The organism is Dermacoccus sp. Tok2021 (assembly GCF_019895135.1).
Taxonomy (GTDB): Bacteria; Actinomycetota; Actinomycetes; order Actinomycetales; family Dermatophilaceae; genus Dermacoccus; species Dermacoccus abyssi.
This window is the reverse complement of record NZ_JAGTHU010000001.1, coordinates 166,158-188,410: the sequence shown is the minus strand read 5'-3', so window position 1 is coordinate 188,410 and position 22,253 is coordinate 166,158. Positions and strand designations below refer to the sequence as shown.

The window sequence follows — 22,253 nt, the reverse complement described above, 5'->3', positions numbered from 1 at the left end:
ACCCGATCACTCTACCGTCGCACACGCCGAAGGCGACCCGACCCGCCGAGGGTCGAGCCGCCTTCCGCTGGTGACGTGCTTGCCGATCAGTCCTCGGCGTCGAGTTCGGCGAGAACCTCGTCCGAGACCTGACCGTTGGCGAAGACGTTCTGCACGTCGTCGCTGTCCTCGAGTGCCTCGATGACACGGAACATCTTCTTCGCGCCGTCCTTGTCGAGGGGAACCTCCATCGACGGCATCCACGAGGCCTCGGCGGAGTCGTAGTCGATACCGGCCGACTGGAGCGCCTCACGCACACCCACGAAGTCGCCCGCTTCGGAGACGATCTCGAAGGACTCACCGAGGTCGTTGACCTCCTCGGCACCGGCCTCGAGGACGATCTCGAGGACGCCGTCCTCCGTCGCGTCGTCCTTGTCTCCCTGGTCCTTGGGCACGATGACGACGCCCTTGCGGTTGAACAGGTAGGCGACCGAACCGGAGTCGGCCATCGAGCCGCCGTTCTTCTGCAGAGCGGTGCGAACCTCGGCGACGGCGCGGTTCTTGTTGTCCGTCAGGCACTCGATGAGCACGGCGACGCCGCCAGGGGCATAACCCTCGTACATGAGGGCCTGGTACTCGGCTCCACCGGCCTCTGCGCCCGAACCGCGCTTGACGGCCCGGTCGATGTTGTCGTTAGGGACCGACGACTTCTTCGCCTTCTGGATGGCGTCGTACAGCGTCGGGTTACCGGCCGGGTCGCCACCACCGGAACGGGCCGCAACCTCGATGTTCTTGATGAGCTTGGCGAACAGCTTGCCGCGCTTGGCGTCGATCGCAGCCTTCTTGTGCTTCGTCGTCGCCCATTTGGAGTGGCCGCTCATGTCTCCCTCTCGCTGGTCCGTCGTGCCGTTCCTCTGGGGTTCTGTCGCGGTGCTCCTTCGCCGAAGGCCCGCGGGGCGGCTCACGACGACACGCGCGCCCACCCGTCAGATCTGTCGGCAGTCTAACGGGGTGCGCTCCTCGCCTCACATCTGCTCAGGTGAACCACAGTTGCCGCGACACGGCACTGCAGGTTCATACTTTCGGACGTGACATCTTCGAACGGGTCCGCGTCGGTCACTGCGGAAACTGACGAGCGGGCCGGCGGGCACCGGAAGAAGGGTGCCGGCGCGCTCGTGCTCGGCGCGCTCGGTGTCGTCTTCGGCGACATCGGCACGAGCCCCCTGTACTCCGTGCAGAGCGTGTTCAACGCCAGCCACAACGCCGTCATCGCCAACGAGGCAGACATCTACGGAACGATCTCCTGGATGTTCTGGTCGCTCACCATCATCGTGACGATCAAGTACGTGCTCTTCGTGCTCCGCGCCGACAACGACGGCGAGGGCGGCATCATGGCGCTCGCGGCGCTCGTGCGCCAGGGAGTGCCCAAGGGCGGCAAGCGCTGGAGCGTCGTCATGCTTCTCGGCGTCATCGGAGCATCGCTGTTCTTCGGCGACAGCGTGATCACCCCCGCCATCTCCGTCATGTCGGCCGTCGAAGGCCTCGAAGTCGTGCGGCCCGGACTCAACCGGTACGTCGTACCGATCGGCGCCGTCATCATCACGATCCTGTTCCTCGTGCAGCGCAAGGGCACCGAGGTCGTCGGCAAGTTCTTCGGCCCCATCATGATCCTGTGGTTCGTCACCATCGCCGCCCTCGGCATCGGCCAGATCGTGCGCGACCCGCACATCCTCAAGGCGTTCCTGCCGAACTACGCCACGCTGTTCGTCGTCGAGCATCCCTTCATCGCGTTCATCGCCGCGGGCTCGATCGTCCTGTGCGTCACCGGCGCCGAGGCCCTCTACGCCGACATGGGTCACTTCGGGCGCGCCCCCATCACCCGAGCCTGGTTCCTCCTCGTGTTCCCCTCGCTCGTCCTCAACTACATGGGCCAGGGCTCGCTCATCCTCACCAACCCGGACAAGATCGCGAACCCGTTCTTCCTCCTCGCCCCCGAATGGGCGAAGCTACCGCTCGTCATCCTCGCGACCATGGCCACCGTCATCGCCTCCCAGGCCGTCATCTCCGGCGCGTTCTCCGTGGCACGACAGGCCGAACGAACCGGTTACCTGCCCCGCATGACCGTGCGTCACACCGGCCAGGAGGAAGAGGGCCAGATCTACATCCCCGGGGTCAACTGGGTGCTCTTCATCGGCGTCATGCTTCTGCTCTTCGCCTTCCGCAGTTCGGAGAAACTCGCCGTCGCCTACGGCCTCGCCGTCACCGGCACATTCCTCATGACGACGACGCTGTTCCTCGTCTACGCCCACAGCACGCTCAAGTGGCGCACCTGGCGCATCGTCACCCTCGGCGTCGCGCTCTACCTCTTCGAAGGCATCTTCTTCCTCGCCAACGTCGCCAAACTGCTGCACGGCGGTTGGCTACCCGTCGTCATCGCACTCGGCATCGGCATGTCCATGCTCACCTGGCAGAAGGGGCGCGCCATCGTCGCCACCCGCCGCCAGAGCATCGAAGGTCCCCTCGCCACCTTCGTCGAAACAGCCCGCAGCGGCGACCTGCGCGAAGTGCCCGGCACCGCCGTGTTCCTCCACCCCGACAAGGACACGACGCCCCTCGCCCTGCGCGAGAACGCCAACTTCAACCACGTCATCCACGAGAACGTCTTCATCGTCAGCACCCTCAGCGCCAACGTGCCCCACGTCGCCCCCCAAGACACCGTCATCCTCGACCAACTCGGCAACGACTACGACCGCATCACCCACCTCACCCTCAAGTACGGCTTCCAGGACGACCAAGACGTCCCCGCCGCACTGCGCATCGCCAAGGAACAAGGCGTCGACATCGACCCCGACACCGCCTACTACTTCGTCTCCGAAATCGGCCTCCTCGACACCGGCCGCCCCGGCATGAACAAACTGCGCAAACTGCTCTTCATCGCCATGACCCACAACGCCGCCGTCCCCGCCGACTACTTCCGCCTCCCCAAGGAGCGGACGGTGATGATGGGAGCGCAGATCCTTTTGTAGGGCGCTCGCGCCCTACAAAAGGATCTGCCTGTCTTTTCCCTTGCGCTGTCGCACCGAGCGCCGGTCCGAGCTTGCGAGGACCGACGCTCGGTGCGACAGCGCTTCGGGGGCGTCCGCTTCCAGCCGGGTTCGGTTCTTGAAGAGCGTTGTGGCTTGGGTGCTTGCCTGGCTTTTCAGGCGGCGATTTCTGGGTTGGGTTTTCGAGGAGCGAGAGTGCTCAGCGCCAGGCGGATGTCGTCGTCAGGCCCTCGACGTGGTCGTCGAACTCCACCGGGCGCGGCAAGTGGGTGCGACCCGCCAAGTGCAACGCCCGCACCACCGGCTTCGCACGCACCCGACGGACATCCGTCACCGCCTCGTTGTGGAACCGGTGCGCCAACTCCACCCGCTCACACGCGTCAGCCAACCGGCGCCGCACCTGCGTGCCCGCCGCCGACGCCGGAGCCCAGTCCTCGACCACCGCGCCGAGGGCCGCCGTCAGCTCCCCCTCGATGAGCGCCCGTTCCTCGGGCACGCCCACCTCCTGCACCTCCGCGGTGATCTGAGCGCCTTCAGACGCCTCGAGCGACGCACTCGCCGCCGACGCCAGGAGAAACGCACTCGCAGCATCGAGGTCGGCGCCGTTCGCCAGTTCCAAGGCCACCTCCGCGCGCCGCACCAACTGGGCGTCGAGCGCCGCGAGCGACCCCTCGACCCGTGCGTGCAAACGGTCGAGCCGGGCAGCCGTGTAGCTCAGGTACCACGCGACGGCGAGCGCTCCCGCGAGGAGCAACGCAACAACGGTCCACTCCTGCACGACTACAACCTCCTCGCGATGCGCAACGTCCGCTCACTCACCTCGTGCGAGCTCGCCACCGTCTCGTAGGCCGTGAGGATGTGGCGTGCGACGGTGCTCCAGTCGTAGATTCGGGCGCGCTCCGCGCCCCGACGCGCCAGGTCTGCGCGGCGGTGGGGGTCGTCGAGCAACGCCGTCACACGGCGTGCGAGGTCGCCCTCGTCGCCCGTGCGGAACAGGACGCCGCAGCGCCCACCGTCCAACACGCGCGCGAACGCCTCGAGGTCGCTGGCCACAACCGGCACCCCGGCACTCAATGCCTCCACGAGGATGATGCCGAAACTCTCACCGCCGGTGTTCGGCGCGACGTAGAGGTCGACCGAGCGGAACAGCGACGCCTTCTCCGCGTCGGAGATCATGCCGAGCAACTCGATGCGCTCACGCATCTGCTCGGGAACGGCCTTGATCACCTCGTCGCGCTCCCCCGGCCCGGCGACGAGCAGCCGCACACCCGGGTAGCTGCGGGCGATCTGCGGCAGAGCGCGCACGAGGACGTCGAGACCCTTGCGCGGTTCGTTCATCCGCCCGAGGAACGCGATCGTCGGGCGCTCGTCCGTGCCGCGCCACGCAGGGTTCTGGGGTGCCTGCGCAAATTGGTCGACGTACACACCGTTCGGGACGACGACCGCGTCACCACCGAGGTGACGCGCCACCGTCTCACGCGCTGCCTGCGACACCGCGATGCGGCCCGTGATCTTCTCCAGGCCAGGACGAAGCAGCGGGTGCGCGGCGTGCAGCGCGCGAGAACGCACGTTGGAGGTGTGGAACGTCGCCACGACGGGTCCGTCATACGCCCACAGGGCGAGCATCGACACGCTGGGGCTGACCGGCTCGTGCGCGTGCAGGACGTCGAACTGACCGCGCTCCAACCAGCGGTTGACGCGGGCAGCCGTCAGTGGGCCGAAGGCGAGGCGCGCCACGGAGCCGTTGTAGCGAATCGGCACGGCACGCCCGGCGCTGACGAAGTAGTCGGGCATGTGCGTCTCGTCGTCCGCGGGCGCGAGGACGCTCACGTCGTGGCCGGCGCCGATGAGGTACTCGGCGAGGTCGCGCACGTGCAGCTGCACGCCGCCGGGCACGTCGAACGAGTACGGGCTGACGAGACCGACGCGCATCGTGTCAGTTCCCTCGCGGCGCGCGGTTGCCGAGGTCGTCGACGAAGACGCGCTGCATCATGTGCCAGTCCTCGGTGCGCTCGACGATCGCCGTCGACAACGCATCGACGCACTGCTGCGTGGCCGCGAGGACGTCGGCGCGCATGTCCGGCGACGAACCGGCATCGACAGGGTCGTGGAAGCGGATCTCGATGCCTCGCATCGCGCGACCCCTCGGAGGGTCGTAGGTGATCGTGACGGGGTACAGGCGAGCACCCGTGCGCCGGGCCAGAATCGCGGGCCCGGCGGCGACCCGCGCGTCGTGTCCGGCGAGCTTCACGGTGACGCCACGCTGCGTGAGGTCACGGTCCGACAGCAGCGGCGCAAAGGCGCCCGGCACCCGCAGCGCCGCCTCGACCTGACCCATGACGTCGACGCCCTGCGTCAACGGGATGATCGTCATGCCGAGGCCCTCACGGAACTCGAGGAACGCGCGGAAGAGCTCGTCGGGTTCGAGACGTTCGGCAACGGTCGTGACGTGCGCGAGCTCGGTGGCGGACCATGCGCCGGCGAGATCCCAGTTACCGAGGTGGCCGAGGTAGAGGACGATCGACTCCCCCGCCGCAAGGTCCGCCCGCACCTGGTCGATGGCACCGGTGGTGCGCACGAGCGAGCGCAGATCGTCTTGCGAGAGCGACTGGAGGCGGAACGCGTCGCACCAGTAACGGAAGTAGGAGCGCAGGCCCTCACGGGTGAGGTCGTCCAGGGCTGCGGCGTCGAGTTCCGGGCGGACCCGGGCGTAGTTCGAGCGCATCCGCTCGACGTCCTTGCCGCCGCGACGGTGAAGGACGTCCGCGATCTTCTCGAAGAGCGCGTACGCAGCCGGCTCGGGCAGGGCGCGCACGGCACGCCATCCGGCCTTGAAGGCGAGAACGGTGGCGGCGTCCTGCGCTCGCTTGCGGTAGGGAGCGGGCCGAGCCATCAGTTCGCGAGAGCCTTGCCGAGCGCCTGGCGACGCACCATGAGCATGCGCTGCAGCACGGTGATGAACGAGGCCACCGCGAGCAGGGCGAGCACGATCGTCAGGACGATGTACGGCAGGTCGAACAGGCCCGTGAGGCCGGTGGTGACGAGAACCGCGACGAGACGGTCGGCGCGTTCCGCGATGCCGACGTTCGCCTCCATACCGAGACCCTCGGCGCGAGCCTTGGCGTACGAGACGACGGAACCGAGCACGAGACAGGCGAGCGCGAGGCATGCCATGAGGAAGTTGTCGCCCTGGCCGGCGAAGTAGAGCACGAGGCCACCGAAGATGGCGGCGTCACCGACGCGGTCGAGCGTGGAGTCGAGGTAGGCGCCCCACACCGACGAGCGACCCGACAGGCGGGCCATGTTGCCGTCGAGCATGTCGGAGAAGACGAAGGCCGTGATGAACAGCGTGCCGACGAGGAACTCGCCGCGCGGGTAGAACCACAGCGCGCCGAACGAGACACCGAGCGTGCCGACGATCGTGACGACGTCAGGGCTGATGCCGAGGCGCAGGAGCAGCTGCGCCAGGGGGCGGAAGATCGCGGAGAAGAAGGCGCGCGCGTACTTGTTCAGCATGGTGACTCAACTGTAGCGGTTCGATACGTCGAGCCGAGGTGCGCGCCGCGCCGGACGAGTCACATCTCACCCCGCGTTCACGAGCCGCACGCCCCGCGAGGTCGAGGCCGTCAGTCGGTTGGCCAGGACGCCGCGATGCGCTGACGGCTGTCCTCGAGAAGCACCGGGAGAGCCTTCGTCTGGCCGACGATCGGCATGAAGTTCATGTCGCCACCCCAGCGGGGCACGATGTGCTGATGCAGGTGCGCAGCCACGCCGGCGCCCGCGACATCGCCCTGGTTCATGCCGAGGTTGAATCCGGCCGGGTTCGACGCCGCCTTGAGCGCGCGAATGCCCTGCTTCGTCAGCTTCGTGAACTCCTCGGTCTCCGCGTCCGTGAGGTCGATGTAGTGCGGCACGTGACGGTAGGGGCACACGAGCAGGTGGCCCGGGTTGTACGGGAAGAGGTTCATCACGACGAAGCAGTGCTCACCGCGGTGCACGATGAGGCCCTCGGCGTCGTCCTTGCCCGGCGCCGCGCAGAACGGACAGCCGTCGCCGGCGTCCCTCGAGGGGCGGTCGGCCTCGATGTAGGCCATGCGGTGAGGCGTCCACAGTCGGCCGAACCCGTCGGGCTCCCCCGCGAAGTCGTGCTCGGACTCGGCGTGCTCGGGAGTGAAGTCCTCGTTCTGCGTGACCATGCGCCCCATCCTAGGGAAACCCGCGCGCCGGGTCAGACCGGAGCGATCTCGGCGAGTTTCTCCACGAGCCGCTCGTCGCTCGCAGCGCCCGCGTGGGCCAGGCCGCCCACGCGCTCTGCCACTTTCTGTGCGACGGCTGCGGCATCGCCTTCACCCACGACGGCGACGGCGCTCGCGAGTCCGCCGAGGCCGCTTGCGGCGTCCTCGAGGTCGAGCCAGTCGTCGTCGGTGAGTTCCGCTGTCACACCCGCCCACACGACGCCCGCGGCCATGACGCCACGTTCGGCCAGCGATCCGACGCTCTCGCGCGGCAGCGAGCCGTCCTCACCGAGGTAGAGCACGACGGCGTTCGCCGCCGGCTTCGACGGGCAGGCGATGCAGCGCTCGCGCTGGTCGAGGGCCCAGATGATGTCGCTCATCGCTGCTCCTTCGTGGCCGCGAACGGTGCGTCGCGGTGCATGTGTCGCTCCTCCGGGGCACCGAGTCCGAGACGCTCGTACAACGGGCGCGCCTTCGGACGCGTGTTGAGCAGCATCCGCTCGACGCCGCGCGCGTCCGCCCAGGCGTCGACGGTGCGGAGCATGCGTTCGCCGAGTCCCGCGCCACGCTCGTCGGGCACGACGAAGACGAACGCGACGTACAACCACGGCTTGGCGCCGCGCGCGAGCGTCGGCATCCGGTGGACGAGGGCGCACTGCACGATGCCGACGACGGTGCCGTCGGAACGGGTGGCGATCCACGTGGGTACCTCGTCGAAGGCCGAGAGGAAGTCGTCCGCGTACTCGGTCACGAAACCGGCCCGATTCAGGTGCCCCTCCTCGAGGTCCGAGCGCAACCGAAGCGCTGCACAGGCGAAGGCGTCGTCACGCCTGGCCCGGGCGATGGTGATCGTCATGGCGCCAGTCAACCACGGCTTGACCCTTCGGCAAACGCCCCGCGCCGCACGGCAAACCACGATGTGAGACACGAGTCCCGCCCCTCGATACCGCCCGGGATATCCTCGGACCAGGTCACGAGCGCCAGCGTCAAACCCCGGTTTGCTGGCCGGCAACCCTCCCACCGCGGCGGGGTGCTCCGGGTGACGACCTGGCCCGGCGTCGGATACGCCCGGGCAAGCGCGGAAGCAGAGCTTCCGGCGCACCCCGCGTGCGAGGTTCGCGCACGGGTAGCGACCTTTCGAGGAGTTGTCATGAGCGCTCAGGACTGGGCTTTCGAGACCAAGCAGATCCACGCCGGCCAGGTGCCGGACGGGGACACCGGATCGCGCGCGCTGCCGATCTACCAGACGACCTCGTTCGTCTTCGACTCCGCCGAGACGGCGGCCAACCGCTTCGGCCTGTCCGACCTCGGCCCCATCTACACCCGCATCGGCAACCCGACGTCGCAGGCCGTCGAGGAGCGCATCGCGGCGCTCGAGGGTGGCGTCGGCGCCCTGCTGCTGGCCTCCGGCCAGGCCGCGACGACGTTCGCCATCCTCAACGTCGCGCAGGCAGGCGACCACGTCGTCGCGTCGCCCGCTCTCTACGGCGGTACGTACAACCTGCTCAAGTACACGCTCAAGCGTCTCGGTGTGGAGACCACCTTCGTCGAGGACATCGGTGACCTCGACGCGTGGAAGAACGCCATCCGACCGAACACCAAGCTCCTCTTCGGTGAGACGCTGAGCAACCCCGACCAGAAGGTCCTCGACGTCGCGGGTGTTGCCGCTGTCGCCCACGACGCCGGCCTGCCGCTGTTCGTCGACAACACCGTCGCGACGCCGTACCTGCTGCGCCCGATCGAGCACGGCGCGGACGTCGTCATCCACTCGGCGACGAAGTACCTCGGCGGCCACGGCACGTCGATCGCCGGCGTGCTCGTGGACGCCGGAACGTTCGACTACGCCAAGGAGCCGGAGAAGTTCCCGCAGTTCAACGAGCCGAGCGAGAGCTACCACGGCCTCGTTTTCGCCCGCGATCTCGGCGTCGGTTCGGCGCTCGGCGCGAACCTCGCATTCATTCTCAAGGCGCGCGTCGAACTGCTGCGCGACCTCGGCTCCGCCGTGTCGCCGTTCAACGCCTTCCTCATCGCGCAGGGCCTCGAGACGCTGTCGCTGCGCGTCGAGCGTCACGTGGAGAACGCGGAGAAGGTCGTCGCTTACCTGAGCGAGCACGCGCAGGTCGAAAAGGTCTTCTACGCCTCGAAGGACGACAGCCCGTACAAGGAGCTGGCCGACCGCTACCTGCCCACCGGTTCCGGTGCAGTGTTCTCCTTCGAGATCGCCGGCGGCATCGACGCGGGCAAGGCGTTCGTCGACGCCCTCGAGCTGCACTCGCACGTGGCCAACATCGGTGACGTCCGCTCGCTCGCCATCCACCCGGCGACGACGACGCACAGCCAGGGCAGTGACGACGACCGCCGCGGCGCCGGCGTCACGCCCGGCCTCGTGCGCCTGTCGGTCGGCATCGAGAACGCGAACGACATCATCGCCGACCTCGACAAGGGCTTCGCAGCCGCGAAGGCTGCCTCCGCCTGATCGCCCGCACCGCGGAGACTACGACGAAGCCGCCACCCCAAATCGGGGCGGCGGCTTCGTCGTATGTGGATCAGGCCTCGGCAGGTGCCTCGGCCGCCGTGGGCGACGTGTTGTTGCGCGAGGCGATGTACGCGGCGATCTCGGCCACGGCCTCGTCGACCGGCACGCCGTTCTTCTGCGAGCCGTCGCGGTAACGGAAGCTCACGGCTCCGTTGTCGCGGTCCTCCTCGCCGGCGATGAGGATGAACGGCGCTTTCGACTTCGAGGCGTTGCGGATCTTCTTCGGGAAGCGGTCGTCGCTCGTGTCGATCTCGACGCGTACGCCGGCCCGACGCAGCTTCTCGCCCACCTCGCCGAGGTAGTCGTAGTACTCCTCCGCGACCGGAACCCCGAGCACCTGAACCGGTGCGAGCCACGCCGGGAACTGCCCCGCGTAATGCTCGACGAGCACACCAAGGAAGCGCTCGATCGAACCGAACTTCGCCGAGTGGATCATGACCGGCTGCTGACGCGTGCCGTCCTGAGCCTGGAACTCGAGGCCGAAGCGCTCGGGCATGTTGAAGTCGTACTGGATCGTCGACATCTGCCACGTACGGCCGATGGCGTCACGTGCCTGCACGGAGATCTTCGGGCCGTAGAAGGCTGCGCCGCCCGGGTCGGGCACGAGCTCGAGGCCCGAGGCGTTCGCGACGTCGGCGAGCACCTGCGTCGCGACCTCCCACTGCTCGTCGGTGCCGATGAACTTGTCCTTCTTGTCGCCGGCCTCGTCACGCGTCGACAGCTCGAGGTAGAAGTCGTTCAGCCCGAAGTCACGCAGCAGCCCGAGGATGAAGTCGAGCAGGTGCTTGATCTCGCCCGGCGCCTGCTCCGGCGTCACGTAGGAGTGGGAGTCGTCCTGGGTGATCATGCGCACGCGCGTGAGGCCCGAGAGAACGCCGGACTTCTCGTCGCGGTAGACCGTGCCGAACTCGAAGAAGCGCAGCGGCAGCTCACGGTAGGAGCGTCCGCGCGAACGGAAGATCTCGTTGTGCATCGGGCAGTTCATCGCCTTGAGGCGGTACTTCTGCCCGTCGAGGTCCAGCGGCGGGAACATGCCGTCGGCGTAGTAGGGCAGGTGACCCGAGGTGTAGAAGAGGTCTTCCTTCGACACGTGCGGCGTGCCGACGTAGCTGAAGCCCTCTTCGATGTGGCGACGGCGGACGTAGTCCTCCATCTCCCGCTTGATGATGCCGCCCTTCGGGTGGAACACGGGCAGGCCGGGGCCGATGTTTTCGGGGAAGCTGAACAGGTCCATCTCCGCGCCGAGCTTGCGGTGGTCACGCTTCTCGGCCTCGGCGAGGCGCTCGAGGTAGGCCTTGAGCTCGTCCTTCGTGGGCCACGCGGTGCCGTAGACGCGCTGCAGCTGCGGGTTCTTCTCGCTGCCGCGCCAGTAGGCCGCAGCCGAACGCATCAGCTTGAAGGCGTTGCCGAGCACCTTCGTCGACGGCACATGCGGGCCGCGGCACAGGTCGCCCCAGGCGACGCTGCCGTCACGACGGACGTTGTCGTAGATCGTCAGTTCACCGCCGCCGACCTCGGCCTCGGCGCCCTCGGCGGCATCGGCCGCGTTGCCCTTGAGGCCGATGAGCTCGCACTTGTACGGCTCGTCCTTGAGCTCCTCGAGGCCCTCGGCGTCGGTGATGACGCGACGACGGAAGGTCTGGCCCTCGTTGACGATCTTGAGCATCGCCTTCTCGAGCTTCTTGAGGTCGTCGGGGGTGAACGCCTCGGCGACGTCGAAGTCGTAGTAGAACCCGTCGGTGATGGGCGGACCGATGCCGAGCTTGGCGTCGGGGTTGGCCTGCTGCACGGCCTGGGCGAGCACGTGTGCGGCAGAGTGACGCAGCACGGCGAGGCCCTCGGGCTCCTGTGCCGTGACGGGCTCGACGACGGCGCCGGCCGGCACCTCGCGGTGCAGATCCCACAGGTCGCCGTCGACCCGCATGACGAGGACGGCCTTGTCGTCGCCGAACAGGTCCGTGCCCGTCGTCCCGACCTCCACCTCGCGCTGGTCACCGGCGACGGTCAGGGTGATCTGTTCGGACACGGGAGGTCTCCTTGGAAGTCGGGATGGGGGCGCACCTGCGCCGACCCGATGCAAGGTTACCGGCTCCCCGAAGTGCCGGGCGAGCCGGTTTGCCGCGCGATCAGAGGCTGTTGACGATGACGGCGGCGAGGCCGCTCGCCACGAGGACCAGGACGACGAGGACCGCGACGAGGAACGTCGACATGCCACCGCCGCTCGGCGCGGGACGCGGCGCCGGTCTGGCGCTGGCGACACGTGCAGGGGACGCCTGATGCGCGCGCGGCGGGGCACTGGGTCGCGACGGCGCCGGTGCGGGGCGTCCGGAGCCGCCGGCCGCAGCACGACGGCGTTCCTTCTTGATAGCGGCGATCCACTCGCCCGCCGACGGCGGACGCTCGGCAGGGTCCTTGCGCAGCGCCCACCGAATAGCGGCGTCCACGCGCGGCGTCACCCCGTCGACGCGTCCGACGAGCGACGGGGCCTTCGCGTGGCGGTGGGCCTGGCGCAGCTCCTCCAGTTCCCGCCCAGCGAAGGGCGGTTCACCCGTGAGCGCGTAGTAGAGGACGCAGCCGAGGGCGTAGACGTCCACCGCGGGCCCGTCCTCGGATGATGCGGTGAAGCGCTCGGGCGCCATGTAGGCCCACGACCCGAGAATCTGCGAGCCGGCCGCCACCTTGTGCCGGTCGACGACGGCGATGCCGAAGTCGGCGAGGTAGACGAATCCCTTGCGGTCGACGAGGAGGTTGGCGGGCTTCACATCGCGGTGGACGACGCCCGCGGCGTGCGCGTCGTCGAGGGCCGAGGCAGCCTGCTCGACGATCTCGATGGCCGTACCGAGCGATGCCGGCCCGAACTGCCGCACGACGCCCGAGAGGGAGTGCCCGTCGACGTAACGCATGTCGAGGTAGGCCTGGTCGTCGATCTCGCCGTAGTTGTGGATCGGCACGATGTGCGGTGAGTTCATACGCCCCACGAGGTCGGCCTCGCGGCGGAAGAGCTTGAGGTAGTCGGCCTCGTCGGCCTCCTGGTCGGCAATCACCTTGAGCGCGACGACACGGTCGTAGCGCGTGTCGCGGGCCCGCCAGACACGCCCCATGCCGCCCTGCCCGATGACGTCGAGCAGTTCGTACGGTCCTAGGTGTTGCACGCGGACACCTCCCCTTTCTCGCGGCGAGGCCAACCTTACGGTCTCGTCCTGCTTCGCCTCGCGTGTACGCGCCAAACGCCGGGTCACCCCCTACTTGCGGGTGACCCGGCGTTCGCTTCGACTCGTTCGCGGGTCAGTCGGTTCCGAACTCCATCGCCGCTTCGTCGAGGGCGATCGCCTCGGCGTGCGCATTGGGGTTGGACGCGATCTGCTTCGCGCCGCCCGGCTCGAGCTGGCCGACGAGGTCGGTCTGCGCGCGGCCCAGGCCGCCCGAGGCGGCGTAGAACTCGAGCTTCTCGCGGGTGTCGGCGATGTCGAGGTTGCGCATCGTGAGCTGACCGATGCGGTCGACGGGACCGAACGCCGCGTTCTCGGTGCGCTCCATCGACAGCTTCTCCGGGTGGTAGCTGAAGTTCTCGCCGACGGTGTTGACGATGGAGTAGTCCTCACCGCGACGCAGGCGCAGCGTCACCTCACCGGTGACGGCGGTGGCGACCCAGCGCAGCAGACCCTCGCGGATCATGAGCGACTGCGGGTCGAACCAACGGCCTTCGTAGAGCAGGCGGCCGAGGCGACGACCGTCGTTGTGGTACGCAGCGATGGTGTCCTCGTTGTGCACGGCGTTGAGCAGTCGCTCGAAGGCCGTGAAGATGAGCGCCATGCCGGGGGCTTCGTAGATGCCGCGCGACTTGGCCTCGATGATGCGGTTCTCGATCTGGTCGCTCATACCGAGGCCATGACGACCACCGACGGCGTTGGCTTCCTGGAACAGCGCGACGACGTCGCCGCCGAAGTCGTCGCCGTTGATGGCGACGGGCAGGCCGCGTTCGAAGCGAACGGTGACGTCCTCGGTCTCGATCTCGACGGACGGATCCCAGTGGGCCACACCCATGATCGGCGAGACGATCTCCATCGACTCGTCGAGGTGCTCGAGGGTCTTGGCCTCATGCGTGGCGCCGAGGATGTTGGCGTCCGTGGAGTAGGCCTTCTCGGCCGAGTCGCGGTAGGGCAGACCGTGCTCGGTGAGCCACTCGGACATCTCCTGACGGCCACCGAGCTCGGTGACGAAGTCGGCGTCCAGCCACGGCTTGTAGATGCGCAGCCCCGGGTTCGCGAGCAGACCGTAGCGGTAGAAACGCTCGATGTCGTTGCCCTTGAAGGTGGAGCCGTCACCCCAGATGGAGACGCCGTCCTCCTGCATGGCGCGCACGAGGAGCGTGCCCGTCACGGCGCGGCCCAGCGGCGTCGTGTTGAAGTAGGTGCGACCGCCCGAGCGGATGTGGAAGGCACCGCACGCGATGGCGGCAAGACCCTCCTCGACGAGGGCCTTCTTGCAGTCGACGAGACGCGACAGCTCGGCACCGTACTGCCCGGCGCGGCCGGGGATGCCCTCGATGTCGTCCTCGTCGTACTGGCCGAGGTCGGCCGTGTAGGTGCAGGGAACGGCGCCCTTGTCGCGCATCCACGCCACAGCGACGGACGTGTCGAGGCCACCGGAGAACGCGATGCCGACGCGCTCGCCGGTCGGCAGTGAAGTCAGAACCTTGGACATGCCGCCGACTCTATCGGCCCAATGACTAGTTATGCAAAACAATCGCATACCTACTCATTCGCGCGTTCATGGGCGCGTTCCAGACTATCGGGGGCGCCGGCGCTTGCGGGCATGATGGGGGCATGGATACCGCTGCGGGACAGGCCGGAACGAGCTTCGACGCGGTCGTCCTCGTCGGCGGCCGCGGTTCGCGTCTCGGCGGCGTCGACAAGGCCGCTCTCGACCTCGGAGGGCACCCACTCGTCGACGCCTCGCTGAACGCTGCTCGGGGCGCGCGGACGCTCGTCGTCGTCGGTCGAACCTCGGCGCCACTCCCCTCACGCGCGGTCCTCACCCAGGAGGAACCGGCCGGATCGGGCCCCGCCGCCGGGTTCGCCCGAGGCCTGACATCGATTACCGACCCGGCCTCCTGGACACTGCTCCTGGGCTGCGACGTGCCGGGGGCTGGCGACGCGGTGCGTCGCCTGCTCGACGCCCGCGCAGCTGGTGGCGACGCTGATGGCGTCGCTGATGTTGACGGGTTCGTCCTCACCGACGCCGACGGGCGCGCGCAGTGGATGCTCGGGCTATACCGGACGGCCGCGGTGCGCGCCGCCGTCAACGCATCCGCCGCGACGAACCTCTCGATGCGTGCGCTGTTCGCCGGGCTCGATCTCGTCCTCGTACGTCCGGCAGGCCCGGAGTGGCACGACATCGACACGTGGGCCGACCACGCCGCGTGGACCGAACGCCTCGACCCGCAGCGGCCGGCCTGACTCCCGTCCCGATGTCGCGGCGGTCGCTTGGGCCGACTCTCCTGCGCTTGGGCCGACTCGGCCTCGGCCCAACCGCGTCGAAGTCTGCCCACCGGGATGACGACAGTGCGCTGACATCATGGTGACCCATGAGCACCCACCCCGAGCAGTGGACCCGCTGGGTCGAGAAGGCCTGCACCGCGCTGGACCTCGACCCGGCAGATATCGACATCGATCTCGTCCACGAGCTGTCGAAGAACGTCTCGCACGAGGTGACGCGGCCACTGGCGCCGGTCTCGAGCTACCTCCTCGGCATCGCCGTCGGGCGACGCCTCGAGCGGGGCGAGCCCGTGGACGCCGCGGCTCAGCGCGAAATCGCGGACCGGGTTCCGCTCACCGACTGACGTCGTGCGCTGATCGACTCAGCCGCCGATGGCACTCATCGGGCGTGGCGGCTGCAGGAAGCCTGGCTCGTTGATGCCGTGTCCGGGCAGCTTGCTTGCGAGGCACTCGTGGATCTTCGCGGTGATGTCGTCGTCGCTCGCGCCGGAGCGCAGGATGTCGCGCAGGTTCGTCTCCGTGCGCGAGAACAGGCACGAGCGCAGCTGGCCGTCGGAGGTGAGGCGCAGGCGGTCGCACGCCCCGCAGAACGGCATGGTGACGCTCGCGACGACGCCGACGCGGGCGGGTCCGCCGTCGACCTCGAACAGTTCGGCCGGTGCGGCACCGCGGCCAGGCACCTCCGTGAGCGTGTGGTGCGCGCGCAGGGCATCGAGGATCTCGGCGCCCGTGATCATCTCGGTCCGCGACCAGATGTGCCCGCCGTCGAGCGGCATCTGCTCGATGAAGCGCAGTTCGTAGCCTTCACGGATCGCCCACTCGAGCAGGTCGTTCGCTTCGTCGTCGTTCTCACCGCGCAGCAGCACGGTGTTGACCTTGATCGGCTCGAAACCGGTAGCGCGGGCGGCGTCGAGACCGGCCATGACGTCGTCGAAGCGGCCCCGACGGGTCATCGTCTTGAAGCGCTCCGGGTCGAGGGTGTCGAGGCTGACGTTGAGCCGCGCAAGTCCCGCTTCCCGAAGCGGTTCCGCGAGACGGGCAAGGCCGATGCCGTTCGTCGTCATCGAGATCTCGGGGTGCCCCTCCGGCCCCTCGAGTGCCGCGAGACCTTCGACGATGGCGACGATGTCGGGGCGCAGAAGCGGCTCTCCCCCGGTGAGCCGGATCTCGGCGATGCCGGCCTCCACCGCAACGCGCGCGATGGTGAGCATCTCCTCGAGGGTGAGCAGCGTCGGTTTCGGTGCGAGCGGCACACCGTCCGCCGGCATGCAGTAGGTGCAGCGCAGGTTGCACTTGTCCGTGAGCGAGATGCGCAGGTCGCGGTGGACGCGCCCGAAGGAATCGACCAGCCCGTGGGTCATGTCAGGCCCGACCAGACGTCGTCGCCGTCGGTGTTGTGCTGGTGCTTCCAGATCGGCAGGGAGCGCTTCACCTCTTCGACGAGTTCGTTGCACAACGCGAACGCCAGGGCCCGGTGCGGTGACGACACCGCTGCGACGATCGCGATGTCCCCGACGCCGAGGCGTCCGACCCGGTGCGTGACGGCGATGCGGGCGACACCGTCAGGGTCGAGCCGCGCGGCTACGTCGGACGCGATGTGCGCCATCGTCTCGCTGGCGCTGGGGTGGGCCGAGTAGTCGAGGTGCGTGACCTCACCGTCGATCTGCGGGTCGTGGTTGCGGACCGCTCCGACGAAGCTCGCGGTGGCTCCCTGACGGGCGTCCTCGACGGCGTCGAGGTGGGCCTGCAGATCGAGCGGCGCGTCGACGACGTCGGCGATGAGGACCGGCATCAGCGCCCGCCGCCAAAGATGCTCGAACGGTGACAACGCATTGCATCAGGCTATCCCAGCCAGTTCAACGCCCGGTGGCCCACACCTGGGTAAGCGATGGGTACCAAAAACGCGGAACCCGAAGGATTCCGCGTTATCTATGGTGGATGTAAAGGGACTCGAACCCCTGACCTCTCGCGTGTGAAGCGAACGCTCTAACCAACTGAGCTATACATCCGTGTGGTGCGCGGGAAACATTAGTCGAACTCCTGCCCGACACCAAACCGGCCACGGGCCGCTCAGCCCAGGCCGGGCACCTTCGCGAGGAGGTCCTTGGCGAAGTCGGGGAACCAGCCCGGCACGCCGGAGACGGCGAACATCGCCCAGAAGATGGCCAGCACGAGCGCGAACGTCAGAAGACCTGCGATGGCCTTGGCCCATAAGCCCTTCTTCTCGAGCCAGTCCCACCAGGCCTCGACGGTGCCGCGCACCCACTTGAGCAGGTTCTGGGCCCACTCGAACTCACTCGCCCAGATACCCAGCCCGATGAAGATGATGACCCAGCCGGGCCCCGGGAACGGCAGCAGGATGATGCCGATGAGGACGACGATGAGACCGAAGATGGCCACCGCCATCCGGTAGATCTGCGCGCTTCGCGGGTTGGCGCGGATGCGTCGTCGCCACTCCCAGCGATCGCGATCGCCTCCGTCGACGGGCGTCGCCCCGTGTGCCTGCTCCTCGTGCATGGCAAGGAAGCCTACGAGGCGCAGCGCCTTCGTGCACCTTGACGGGTGAACAGCGTGTCAGGAGAGGAGCTCGTCCTGACGCTCGGAGAACACCTCGGCAAGTCGTGCGGTGACGCGGCCCGGCGTGCCCTCCTCGCCCAACTGCCGTTCGTTGATGGCGTGAATCCCCTGCACGTTTCGCGTCGAGGACGTGAGGAACGCCTCATCGCATTCCGTGAGGACATCGAAGCTCAGCGGCTCTTCGACGATCTCGATGCCGGCCTCACGGCCCCAGCGGATGACGAGGTCACGGGTGATGCCTGCGAGGGGGCCGTCCTCGAGCGGCGGCGTGACGACGCGCTCCCCCAGTACGACGAAAATGTTGGAGCCCGTGCCCTCACACAGGTTCCCGAGGGTGTTCGCGAAGATCGCCTCGCTGCCACCGTTCTGCTTCGCGGCGGCCAGTGCGACGACGTTCTCGGCGTACGAGGTCGTCTTGAGTCCGGCGACCGCCGAGTTCTCGTTGCGCGTCCAACGCACGGTCGCGATCTTGGTCGTCGGCGCCGGGCGCGGTACGGCGGAAGCGGTGACGATGTGGGTCGGCGGGGCGTCGCCGCGGTCGGAACCGAGCGGCCCGACGCCGCCCGTCACCGTGTAGCGCAGACGCCCGAAATCGATCTGGTCACCTTCGAGCACGGCGGCGATGCCGTCGTCGACCTTGGCTCGGTCGAGCTTGGGCAGCCCCAGGCCGGCGAGCGAGCGGTCCATGCGGTCGTGGTGCATCTCCAGCGCGAAGACACGGCCATTCTCCACCTTGGCGGTCTCGAAGACGCCGTCCCCGACCGTCACGCCGTGATCGATCGGCGAGATGGCGGCACCGTCGTCGACGCGTCGACCTTCGACCCAGATTCGGACGCTCATGCATTCCTCCTAGTGTGTCGGCCATCAGCGATGCCCAACAGTCGACGTGCCTTAAGTTCGGTCTCGTGCCACTCGGTGCCGGGGTCGGAATCCCAGGTGATTCCCGCACCCGCACCGAACGACACACCACCAGAGACTATCGGCCCGGAGGCCGATTCGTTTCGGTGTATTTCGCGACCGTTCTCGCGCCAAAACGTCCGGATTCCGACGGCGAGTTCAGCCTGCCCGGTTGTGCCGTCAACCCACCCGATCGCGCCGCAGTAGGGGCCGCGCGGGGCGGTCTCCAGTTCGGCGATGACGTCCAGCGCACTGCTCTTCGGAGCGCCCGAGACCGACCCTGGCGGGAAGGTGGCGTCGAAGACCTCGGGCCAGCGGACACCGTCGCGCATCTGCCCACGCACGGTCGACACGAGATGAACGAGCCCCGGGTGGTGCTGGGCCTCGAGCAGACCGTCGACGCTGACCGTTCCCGGCCGACAGACGCGCTGCAGATCGTTGCGCACGAGGTCGGTGATCATGATGTTCTCCGTGGCGTCCTTCGCGAGCATGCGCTCGAGCGTCGAGGCGGTGCCCTTGATCGGTGCCGACGTCAGCGCGCTCCCCTCACGCGCCAGGAAGAGCTCGGGCGAGGCGCTTGCGATGTCGACGTGCCCCTCGACGTCGATGCGGCACGCGTAGGGCGCCGGATTGTCGACGAGGAGGTCTGCGAAGAGGCGATCGAGATCGTCGCGTTCGGCACCGTCTGCGCCGTCCCGCTCGAGAACACGGCAGAGATTGACCTGGTAAACGCGGCCCCGTGCGATGTCGTCCCGGATCGCAGCGACGCCGCGTTCGTAGGCCCCGCGGTCGAGGCTCGTGCTCCAGGCGCCTTGCGCCACCGTCGATGCCTGGTGATCGGGCTCATCGCTTCCCAGTCGCGCCTCGAGAGCCCCTGCCCACGCGCGATCTTCGTGGTGGACGACGTGACGCAACCGCGCCGCCGTGACCCGGCCCTCGAAGGTGACGACCAGCGCGTGGAACGCCGGCTCGTCGAGCACGGCGAGGTCGTCGTGGACGGACTCCACACCCCACGCACTCACCGCGCGGAACAGGGCGCGTTCGCCGTGCGCCTGCTCGATACCGTCCATCACGCCGCAAGGCTAGAACATACGAAAACACCCCCGGCGCTCGGCCGGGGGTGTTTCGTGGTGGTGGGCGATACTGGGTTTGAACCAGTGACCTCTTCCGTGTCAAGGAAGCGCGCTACCGCTGCGCCAATCGCCCGAGAACGGGATTGGAGCGGACAACCGGGCTCGAACCGGCGACCTCAACCTTGGCAAGGTTGCGCTCTACCAACTGAGCTATGTCCGCCTGTTTCCTCGACCTCATGGTCTCGGCAACGACGAGAACGTTACCCGGTTCATCGATCGTTCACCAAATCGCGGGTGTGCGCAGCGCTCAGGCGGCTTCGCTCACTCCTCGACGACGTGGATCGCCGACTCCTCGGCGCTCTCGTCACCGCCGGCGTAACCCTCGTCGGACGCAACGAGGTCCTTCTCCTCGTCCTCTCGTTCGCCCTCGTCCGGGGCGACGAGACGACCGGCCTCGCGTGCGTCCACCTCCTCCGAGACACCGTCGGGGTTGCCGTACGCGGAGTCGGGGTCGACGTCCGGCGTTTCCTCGGCCAGGCGCTCGTCGAGGGTCTCGGTGCCGCCGTGGTCGGCCCAGCGGGGCTCCTTCTCAGGGGCCGTGATGCCGGCGTCGAGGGCCTCTTCGTACTCGCGGCCGCTCATGTCGTCCGCCGCCGAAGCCTGGTCGGCGAATTCGCTCAGGGTGCCTTCGTCTTCGTGGTTAGTCATGGGGCCATCATGACAGGCGGCTCCGGCGGATCGACGTGGGAGCCGGACCGAAACGCGAACGATCCCCGCAGCGGAAGGGCTGCGGGGATCGTCATCGAACTGGTGGGCGATACTGGGTTTGAACCAGTGACCTCTTCCGTGTCAAGGAAGCGCGCTACCGCTGCGCCAATCGCCCGAGGTGGAGACGGGATTTGAACCCGTGTAGACGGCTTTGCAGGCCGTTGCCTCGCCTCTCGGCCACTCCACCACGCGAGTAAAATCTCGCACGTGTCCAAGAAGACACAGAGCGGACAACCGGGCTCGAACCGGCGACCTCAACCTTGGCAAGGTTGCGCTCTACCAACTGAGCTATGTCCGCCTGAAGCTTCGCGCAGTGCGCGTCGCAACGAGGTGAAACTCTAACCCATCCCTGTCGCGGGCGCCAACTTGTCGCAGGCGCAGGGGGCCTCGGCCCAGGGCAGGCACCGCCGCGGGCACGAGATCGCCTCGTCCACCGCCCGCACTCACCGGCAGCTCAGGCCGAGCGACGCTCCGCGTCGTCCTGCGTTTCAGTGCCTGCGGCCTCGTCATGGGCACCGTCGGCCGCCGTGAGCCGCGCGGGGGTTCGCTCCCCCTCGGGACGCACGTGGCTCGCGCCGAGGGAGTCGAGGTCCTCCTGGTCGTACGGGCGATCACTCGTCTCGAGGACGCGGGAGCGGACCCTGGCCACCTGCTCCTCGATGAGGCCCTTCGTGCGCGCACGCACGCCCTTGGGCGCCGAGGCAACCGGCCACAGGCGCGCGACGGCCGAGTTGAGGGCCGCGCCGATGAGCACCGAGATCGCGAGGAAGTACAACCAGATGAGCACGATGATCGTCGCGGCGAGGGGCCCGTAGATCGAGATGCCGCCCACCGAAGCCGACAGCCAGTTACGCAGGAAGACCGAGATGACGACCCACGCGACGAGCGTGAAGGCGGCTCCGGGCAGGTCGCGCACCCACGGCGTCCGGATCGGCGTGGCGATGTAGTAGAGCGTGGCGAAGGCCACGATCGTCAGGCCGCCGACCACCGGCCAGTACAACGACAGAAGGAACAGGAAGCCCGGCGGCAGGAGGCGTCCGAGCAGGTCCGGGCCGAGCACGATGAGCGGCAACACGACACCCATGACGAGCAGCGCGCAGAAATAGAGGGCGACCGAGAGCATGCGCGTCCGCACGATGCCGCGCTCCCCACCCTGGCCGTACATGATCGAGACGGTGTCGATGATGACGTTCACCATGCGCGAACCGGACCACAGCGAGATGAGGAACCCGATCGAGACGACATCGGGGCGGCCGCCGTCGAGGGCGTCCTGCAGGGTCGGCATGAGAACGTTCTGCAGGGCCTCGCCCGACAGCACGCTCGCCATCGAGGCCTCGATGGAGCCGGTGATCTCGTCGACCGTTCGGCCGCCGAGCGCCTGACCGACGTAACCCATGACGCCGAGCAGCCCGTAGACGAGGGGCGGGAACGACAACAGGGCGAAGAATCCGGCCTCCGAGGCGAGACCCGTCACGCGGTAGCGCATGCACTGGCGCACCGTGACGAGCACGAGGCGGATGAGTGCGTAGAGGCCCGGCACACGGCGGGCCCAGGTGCGAGCGAACGTGCGGAATCGGGAGGGCTCCTCCACGACCGGTTGCTCACTCACGCCGCAAAATTAGCGACCCAACGGCCCGAATTCGTGC

Annotated in this window: 22 protein-coding genes, 6 tRNA genes and 1 riboswitch; of the genes, 4 read left to right on the top strand and 24 right to left on the bottom strand. The window is 68.1% G+C overall.

Annotated elements, in window-relative coordinates:
* Nucleotides 1-86: 86 nt before the first annotated feature.
* Complete coding sequence (locus K9D12_RS00855; protein ID WP_047311566.1) at nucleotides 87-860, bottom strand: YebC/PmpR family DNA-binding transcriptional regulator; 774 nt, start codon at nucleotides 858-860, stop codon at nucleotides 87-89.
* A 207-nt stretch (nucleotides 861-1,067) separates the two neighbouring features.
* Here K9D12_RS00855 and K9D12_RS00850 point away from each other — a divergent pair, with 207 nt between their 5' ends.
* Nucleotides 1,068-3,005 (top strand): potassium transporter Kup, encoded by a 1,938-nt coding sequence (locus tag K9D12_RS00850; protein WP_129663686.1) that lies wholly within the window; start codon nucleotides 1,068-1,070, stop codon nucleotides 3,003-3,005.
* 217 nt (nucleotides 3,006-3,222) lie between these two features.
* Here the strand turns inward: K9D12_RS00850 and K9D12_RS00845 are convergent, their stop codons facing one another.
* The 7 genes from K9D12_RS00845 to K9D12_RS00815 all read right to left on the bottom strand — a co-directional run bounded on the left by K9D12_RS00845 (nucleotide 3,223) and on the right by K9D12_RS00815 (nucleotide 8,114).
* Nucleotides 3,223-3,801: a hypothetical protein gene (locus K9D12_RS00845; protein WP_165357867.1), complete on the bottom strand. Its 579-nt coding sequence runs from the start codon at nucleotides 3,799-3,801 to the stop codon at nucleotides 3,223-3,225.
* Between the two features lie 2 nt (nucleotides 3,802-3,803).
* Nucleotides 3,804-4,955 (bottom strand): glycosyltransferase family 4 protein, encoded by a 1,152-nt coding sequence (locus K9D12_RS00840; RefSeq protein ID WP_223059235.1) that lies wholly within the window; start codon nucleotides 4,953-4,955, stop codon nucleotides 3,804-3,806.
* A 4-nt stretch (nucleotides 4,956-4,959) separates the two neighbouring features.
* Nucleotides 4,960-5,916, bottom strand: coding sequence for a phosphatidylinositol mannoside acyltransferase (locus K9D12_RS00835; protein ID WP_129663690.1), 957 nt, complete (start codon nucleotides 5,914-5,916; stop codon nucleotides 4,960-4,962).
* Nucleotides 5,916-6,539, bottom strand: a complete 624-nt coding sequence (gene pgsA / locus K9D12_RS00830) for a phosphatidylinositol phosphate synthase (RefSeq protein WP_129663692.1) — start codon at nucleotides 6,537-6,539, stop codon at nucleotides 5,916-5,918. The genes K9D12_RS00835 and pgsA overlap by 1 nt, the downstream gene beginning before the upstream one ends.
* 110 nt (nucleotides 6,540-6,649) lie before the next feature.
* Nucleotides 6,650-7,219, bottom strand: coding sequence for an HIT domain-containing protein (locus K9D12_RS00825; RefSeq protein ID WP_047311560.1), 570 nt, complete (start codon nucleotides 7,217-7,219; stop codon nucleotides 6,650-6,652).
* Between the two features lie 32 nt (nucleotides 7,220-7,251).
* The gene (locus K9D12_RS00820) at nucleotides 7,252-7,638 is read right to left on the bottom strand and encodes a hypothetical protein (protein WP_047311559.1); all 387 of its coding nucleotides are present in this window, start codon (nucleotides 7,636-7,638) and stop codon (nucleotides 7,252-7,254) included.
* Nucleotides 7,635-8,114, bottom strand: coding sequence for a GNAT family N-acetyltransferase (locus tag K9D12_RS00815; protein ID WP_129663694.1), 480 nt, complete (start codon nucleotides 8,112-8,114; stop codon nucleotides 7,635-7,637). Before K9D12_RS00815 ends, K9D12_RS00820 begins: the two co-directional genes overlap by 4 nt.
* Nucleotides 8,115-8,227: 113 nt before the next feature.
* A riboswitch (SAM riboswitch) is annotated at nucleotides 8,228-8,343 on the top strand.
* Between the two features lie 65 nt (nucleotides 8,344-8,408).
* On the opposite strand from K9D12_RS00815, the gene K9D12_RS00810 reads away from it, so the two are divergent.
* Nucleotides 8,409-9,734, top strand: coding sequence for a bifunctional o-acetylhomoserine/o-acetylserine sulfhydrylase (locus K9D12_RS00810; protein WP_129663696.1), 1,326 nt, complete (start codon nucleotides 8,409-8,411; stop codon nucleotides 9,732-9,734).
* 70 nt (nucleotides 9,735-9,804) lie between these two features.
* On the opposite strand, the gene thrS is transcribed toward K9D12_RS00810, so the two are convergent.
* From thrS to argG, 3 genes are all read right to left on the bottom strand, one after another.
* Nucleotides 9,805-11,820 (bottom strand): threonine--tRNA ligase, encoded by a 2,016-nt coding sequence (gene thrS, locus K9D12_RS00805; protein ID WP_129663698.1) that lies wholly within the window; start codon nucleotides 11,818-11,820, stop codon nucleotides 9,805-9,807.
* Between the two features lie 100 nt (nucleotides 11,821-11,920).
* Nucleotides 11,921-12,946, bottom strand: coding sequence for a serine/threonine-protein kinase (locus K9D12_RS00800; RefSeq protein WP_052946975.1), 1,026 nt, complete (start codon nucleotides 12,944-12,946; stop codon nucleotides 11,921-11,923).
* A gap of 133 nt (nucleotides 12,947-13,079) precedes the next feature.
* Nucleotides 13,080-14,498, bottom strand: a complete 1,419-nt coding sequence (argG, locus tag K9D12_RS00795) for an argininosuccinate synthase (RefSeq protein ID WP_129663699.1) — start codon at nucleotides 14,496-14,498, stop codon at nucleotides 13,080-13,082.
* Nucleotides 14,499-14,620: 122 nt separating this feature from the next.
* Between argG and K9D12_RS00790 the strand changes: the two genes are divergently transcribed.
* Together K9D12_RS00790 and K9D12_RS00785 are read left to right on the top strand one after the other, a co-directional pair.
* Complete coding sequence (locus tag K9D12_RS00790; protein WP_129663702.1) at nucleotides 14,621-15,253, top strand: molybdenum cofactor guanylyltransferase; 633 nt, start codon at nucleotides 14,621-14,623, stop codon at nucleotides 15,251-15,253.
* Nucleotides 15,254-15,381: 128 nt separating this feature from the next.
* Complete coding sequence (locus tag K9D12_RS00785; RefSeq protein WP_047311554.1) at nucleotides 15,382-15,636, top strand: DUF6457 domain-containing protein; 255 nt, start codon at nucleotides 15,382-15,384, stop codon at nucleotides 15,634-15,636.
* 18 nt (nucleotides 15,637-15,654) lie between these two features.
* Here the strand turns inward: K9D12_RS00785 and moaA are convergent, their stop codons facing one another.
* From moaA to K9D12_RS00720, 13 genes are all read right to left on the bottom strand, one after another.
* Complete coding sequence (moaA, locus tag K9D12_RS00780; RefSeq protein ID WP_129663704.1) at nucleotides 15,655-16,653, bottom strand: GTP 3',8-cyclase MoaA; 999 nt, start codon at nucleotides 16,651-16,653, stop codon at nucleotides 15,655-15,657.
* Nucleotides 16,650-17,084, bottom strand: a complete 435-nt coding sequence (locus K9D12_RS00775; RefSeq protein ID WP_118913216.1) for a molybdenum cofactor biosynthesis protein MoaE — start codon at nucleotides 17,082-17,084, stop codon at nucleotides 16,650-16,652. Before K9D12_RS00775 ends, moaA begins: the two co-directional genes overlap by 4 nt.
* Before the next feature lie 140 nt (nucleotides 17,085-17,224).
* Nucleotides 17,225-17,301, bottom strand: a tRNA-Val gene (locus K9D12_RS00770).
* Nucleotides 17,302-17,362: 61 nt separating this feature from the next.
* Nucleotides 17,363-17,809 (bottom strand): TIGR02611 family protein, encoded by a 447-nt coding sequence (locus tag K9D12_RS00765; RefSeq protein WP_129663706.1) that lies wholly within the window; start codon nucleotides 17,807-17,809, stop codon nucleotides 17,363-17,365.
* A 57-nt stretch (nucleotides 17,810-17,866) separates the two neighbouring features.
* On the bottom strand, nucleotides 17,867-18,709 hold the full coding sequence (locus tag K9D12_RS00760) for an aminotransferase class IV (protein WP_129663708.1): 843 nt from the start codon (nucleotides 18,707-18,709) through the stop codon (nucleotides 17,867-17,869).
* Nucleotides 18,706-19,836 (bottom strand): chorismate-binding protein, encoded by a 1,131-nt coding sequence (locus K9D12_RS00755; protein WP_129663873.1) that lies wholly within the window; start codon nucleotides 19,834-19,836, stop codon nucleotides 18,706-18,708. The genes K9D12_RS00760 and K9D12_RS00755 overlap by 4 nt, the downstream gene beginning before the upstream one ends.
* Before the next feature lie 61 nt (nucleotides 19,837-19,897).
* A tRNA-Val gene (locus K9D12_RS00750) sits at nucleotides 19,898-19,972 on the bottom strand.
* Nucleotides 19,973-19,983: 11 nt separating this feature from the next.
* Nucleotides 19,984-20,059, bottom strand: a tRNA-Gly gene (locus K9D12_RS00745).
* 101 nt (nucleotides 20,060-20,160) lie between these two features.
* Entirely contained in the window at nucleotides 20,161-20,547 is a 387-nt protein-coding gene (locus tag K9D12_RS00740) for a DUF5709 domain-containing protein (RefSeq protein ID WP_129663710.1), read from the bottom strand.
* Nucleotides 20,548-20,647: 100 nt separating this feature from the next.
* Nucleotides 20,648-20,722: transfer RNA gene (locus tag K9D12_RS00735), tRNA-Val, on the bottom strand.
* A gap of 1 nt (nucleotide 20,723) precedes the next feature.
* Nucleotides 20,724-20,794, bottom strand: a tRNA-Cys gene (locus K9D12_RS00730).
* Between the two features lie 38 nt (nucleotides 20,795-20,832).
* Nucleotides 20,833-20,905: transfer RNA gene (locus K9D12_RS00725), tRNA-Gly, on the bottom strand.
* Nucleotides 20,906-21,061: 156 nt separating this feature from the next.
* Nucleotides 21,062-22,216, bottom strand: a complete 1,155-nt coding sequence (locus K9D12_RS00720; RefSeq protein WP_223059234.1) for a YihY/virulence factor BrkB family protein — start codon at nucleotides 22,214-22,216, stop codon at nucleotides 21,062-21,064.
* Nucleotides 22,217-22,253 lie beyond the last annotated feature (37 nt).

Excerpts from the sequence above, each read along its gene's own strand:
- K9D12_RS00855 (WP_047311566.1), bottom strand. The coding sequence starts at position 860 with ATGAGCGGCCACTCCAAATGGGCGACGACGAAGCACAAGAAGGCTGCG.
- K9D12_RS00840 (WP_223059235.1), bottom strand. The coding sequence starts at position 4,955 with ATGCGCGTCGGTCTCGTCAGCCCGTACTCGTTCGACGTGCCCGGCGGC.
- K9D12_RS00835 (WP_129663690.1), bottom strand. The coding sequence starts at position 5,916 with ATGGCTCGGCCCGCTCCCTACCGCAAGCGAGCGCAGGACGCCGCCACC.
- pgsA (WP_129663692.1), bottom strand. The coding sequence starts at position 6,539 with ATGCTGAACAAGTACGCGCGCGCCTTCTTCTCCGCGATCTTCCGCCCC.
- K9D12_RS00825 (WP_047311560.1), bottom strand. The coding sequence starts at position 7,219 with ATGGTCACGCAGAACGAGGACTTCACTCCCGAGCACGCCGAGTCCGAG.
- K9D12_RS00820 (WP_047311559.1), bottom strand. The coding sequence starts at position 7,638 with ATGAGCGACATCATCTGGGCCCTCGACCAGCGCGAGCGCTGCATCGCC.
- K9D12_RS00815 (WP_129663694.1), bottom strand. The coding sequence starts at position 8,114 with ATGACGATCACCATCGCCCGGGCCAGGCGTGACGACGCCTTCGCCTGT.
- K9D12_RS00810 (WP_129663696.1), top strand. The coding sequence starts at position 8,409 with ATGAGCGCTCAGGACTGGGCTTTCGAGACCAAGCAGATCCACGCCGGC.
- argG (WP_129663699.1), bottom strand. The coding sequence starts at position 14,498 with ATGTCCAAGGTTCTGACTTCACTGCCGACCGGCGAGCGCGTCGGCATC.
- K9D12_RS00790 (WP_129663702.1), top strand. The coding sequence starts at position 14,621 with ATGGATACCGCTGCGGGACAGGCCGGAACGAGCTTCGACGCGGTCGTC.
- K9D12_RS00785 (WP_047311554.1), top strand. The coding sequence starts at position 15,382 with ATGAGCACCCACCCCGAGCAGTGGACCCGCTGGGTCGAGAAGGCCTGC.
- moaA (WP_129663704.1), bottom strand. The coding sequence starts at position 16,653 with ATGACCCACGGGCTGGTCGATTCCTTCGGGCGCGTCCACCGCGACCTG.
- K9D12_RS00775 (WP_118913216.1), bottom strand. The coding sequence starts at position 17,084 with ATGCCGGTCCTCATCGCCGACGTCGTCGACGCGCCGCTCGATCTGCAG.
- K9D12_RS00765 (WP_129663706.1), bottom strand. The coding sequence starts at position 17,809 with ATGCACGAGGAGCAGGCACACGGGGCGACGCCCGTCGACGGAGGCGAT.
- K9D12_RS00760 (WP_129663708.1), bottom strand. The coding sequence starts at position 18,709 with ATGAGCGTCCGAATCTGGGTCGAAGGTCGACGCGTCGACGACGGTGCC.
- K9D12_RS00755 (WP_129663873.1), bottom strand. The coding sequence starts at position 19,836 with ATGGACGGTATCGAGCAGGCGCACGGCGAACGCGCCCTGTTCCGCGCG.
- K9D12_RS00740 (WP_129663710.1), bottom strand. The coding sequence starts at position 20,547 with ATGACTAACCACGAAGACGAAGGCACCCTGAGCGAATTCGCCGACCAG.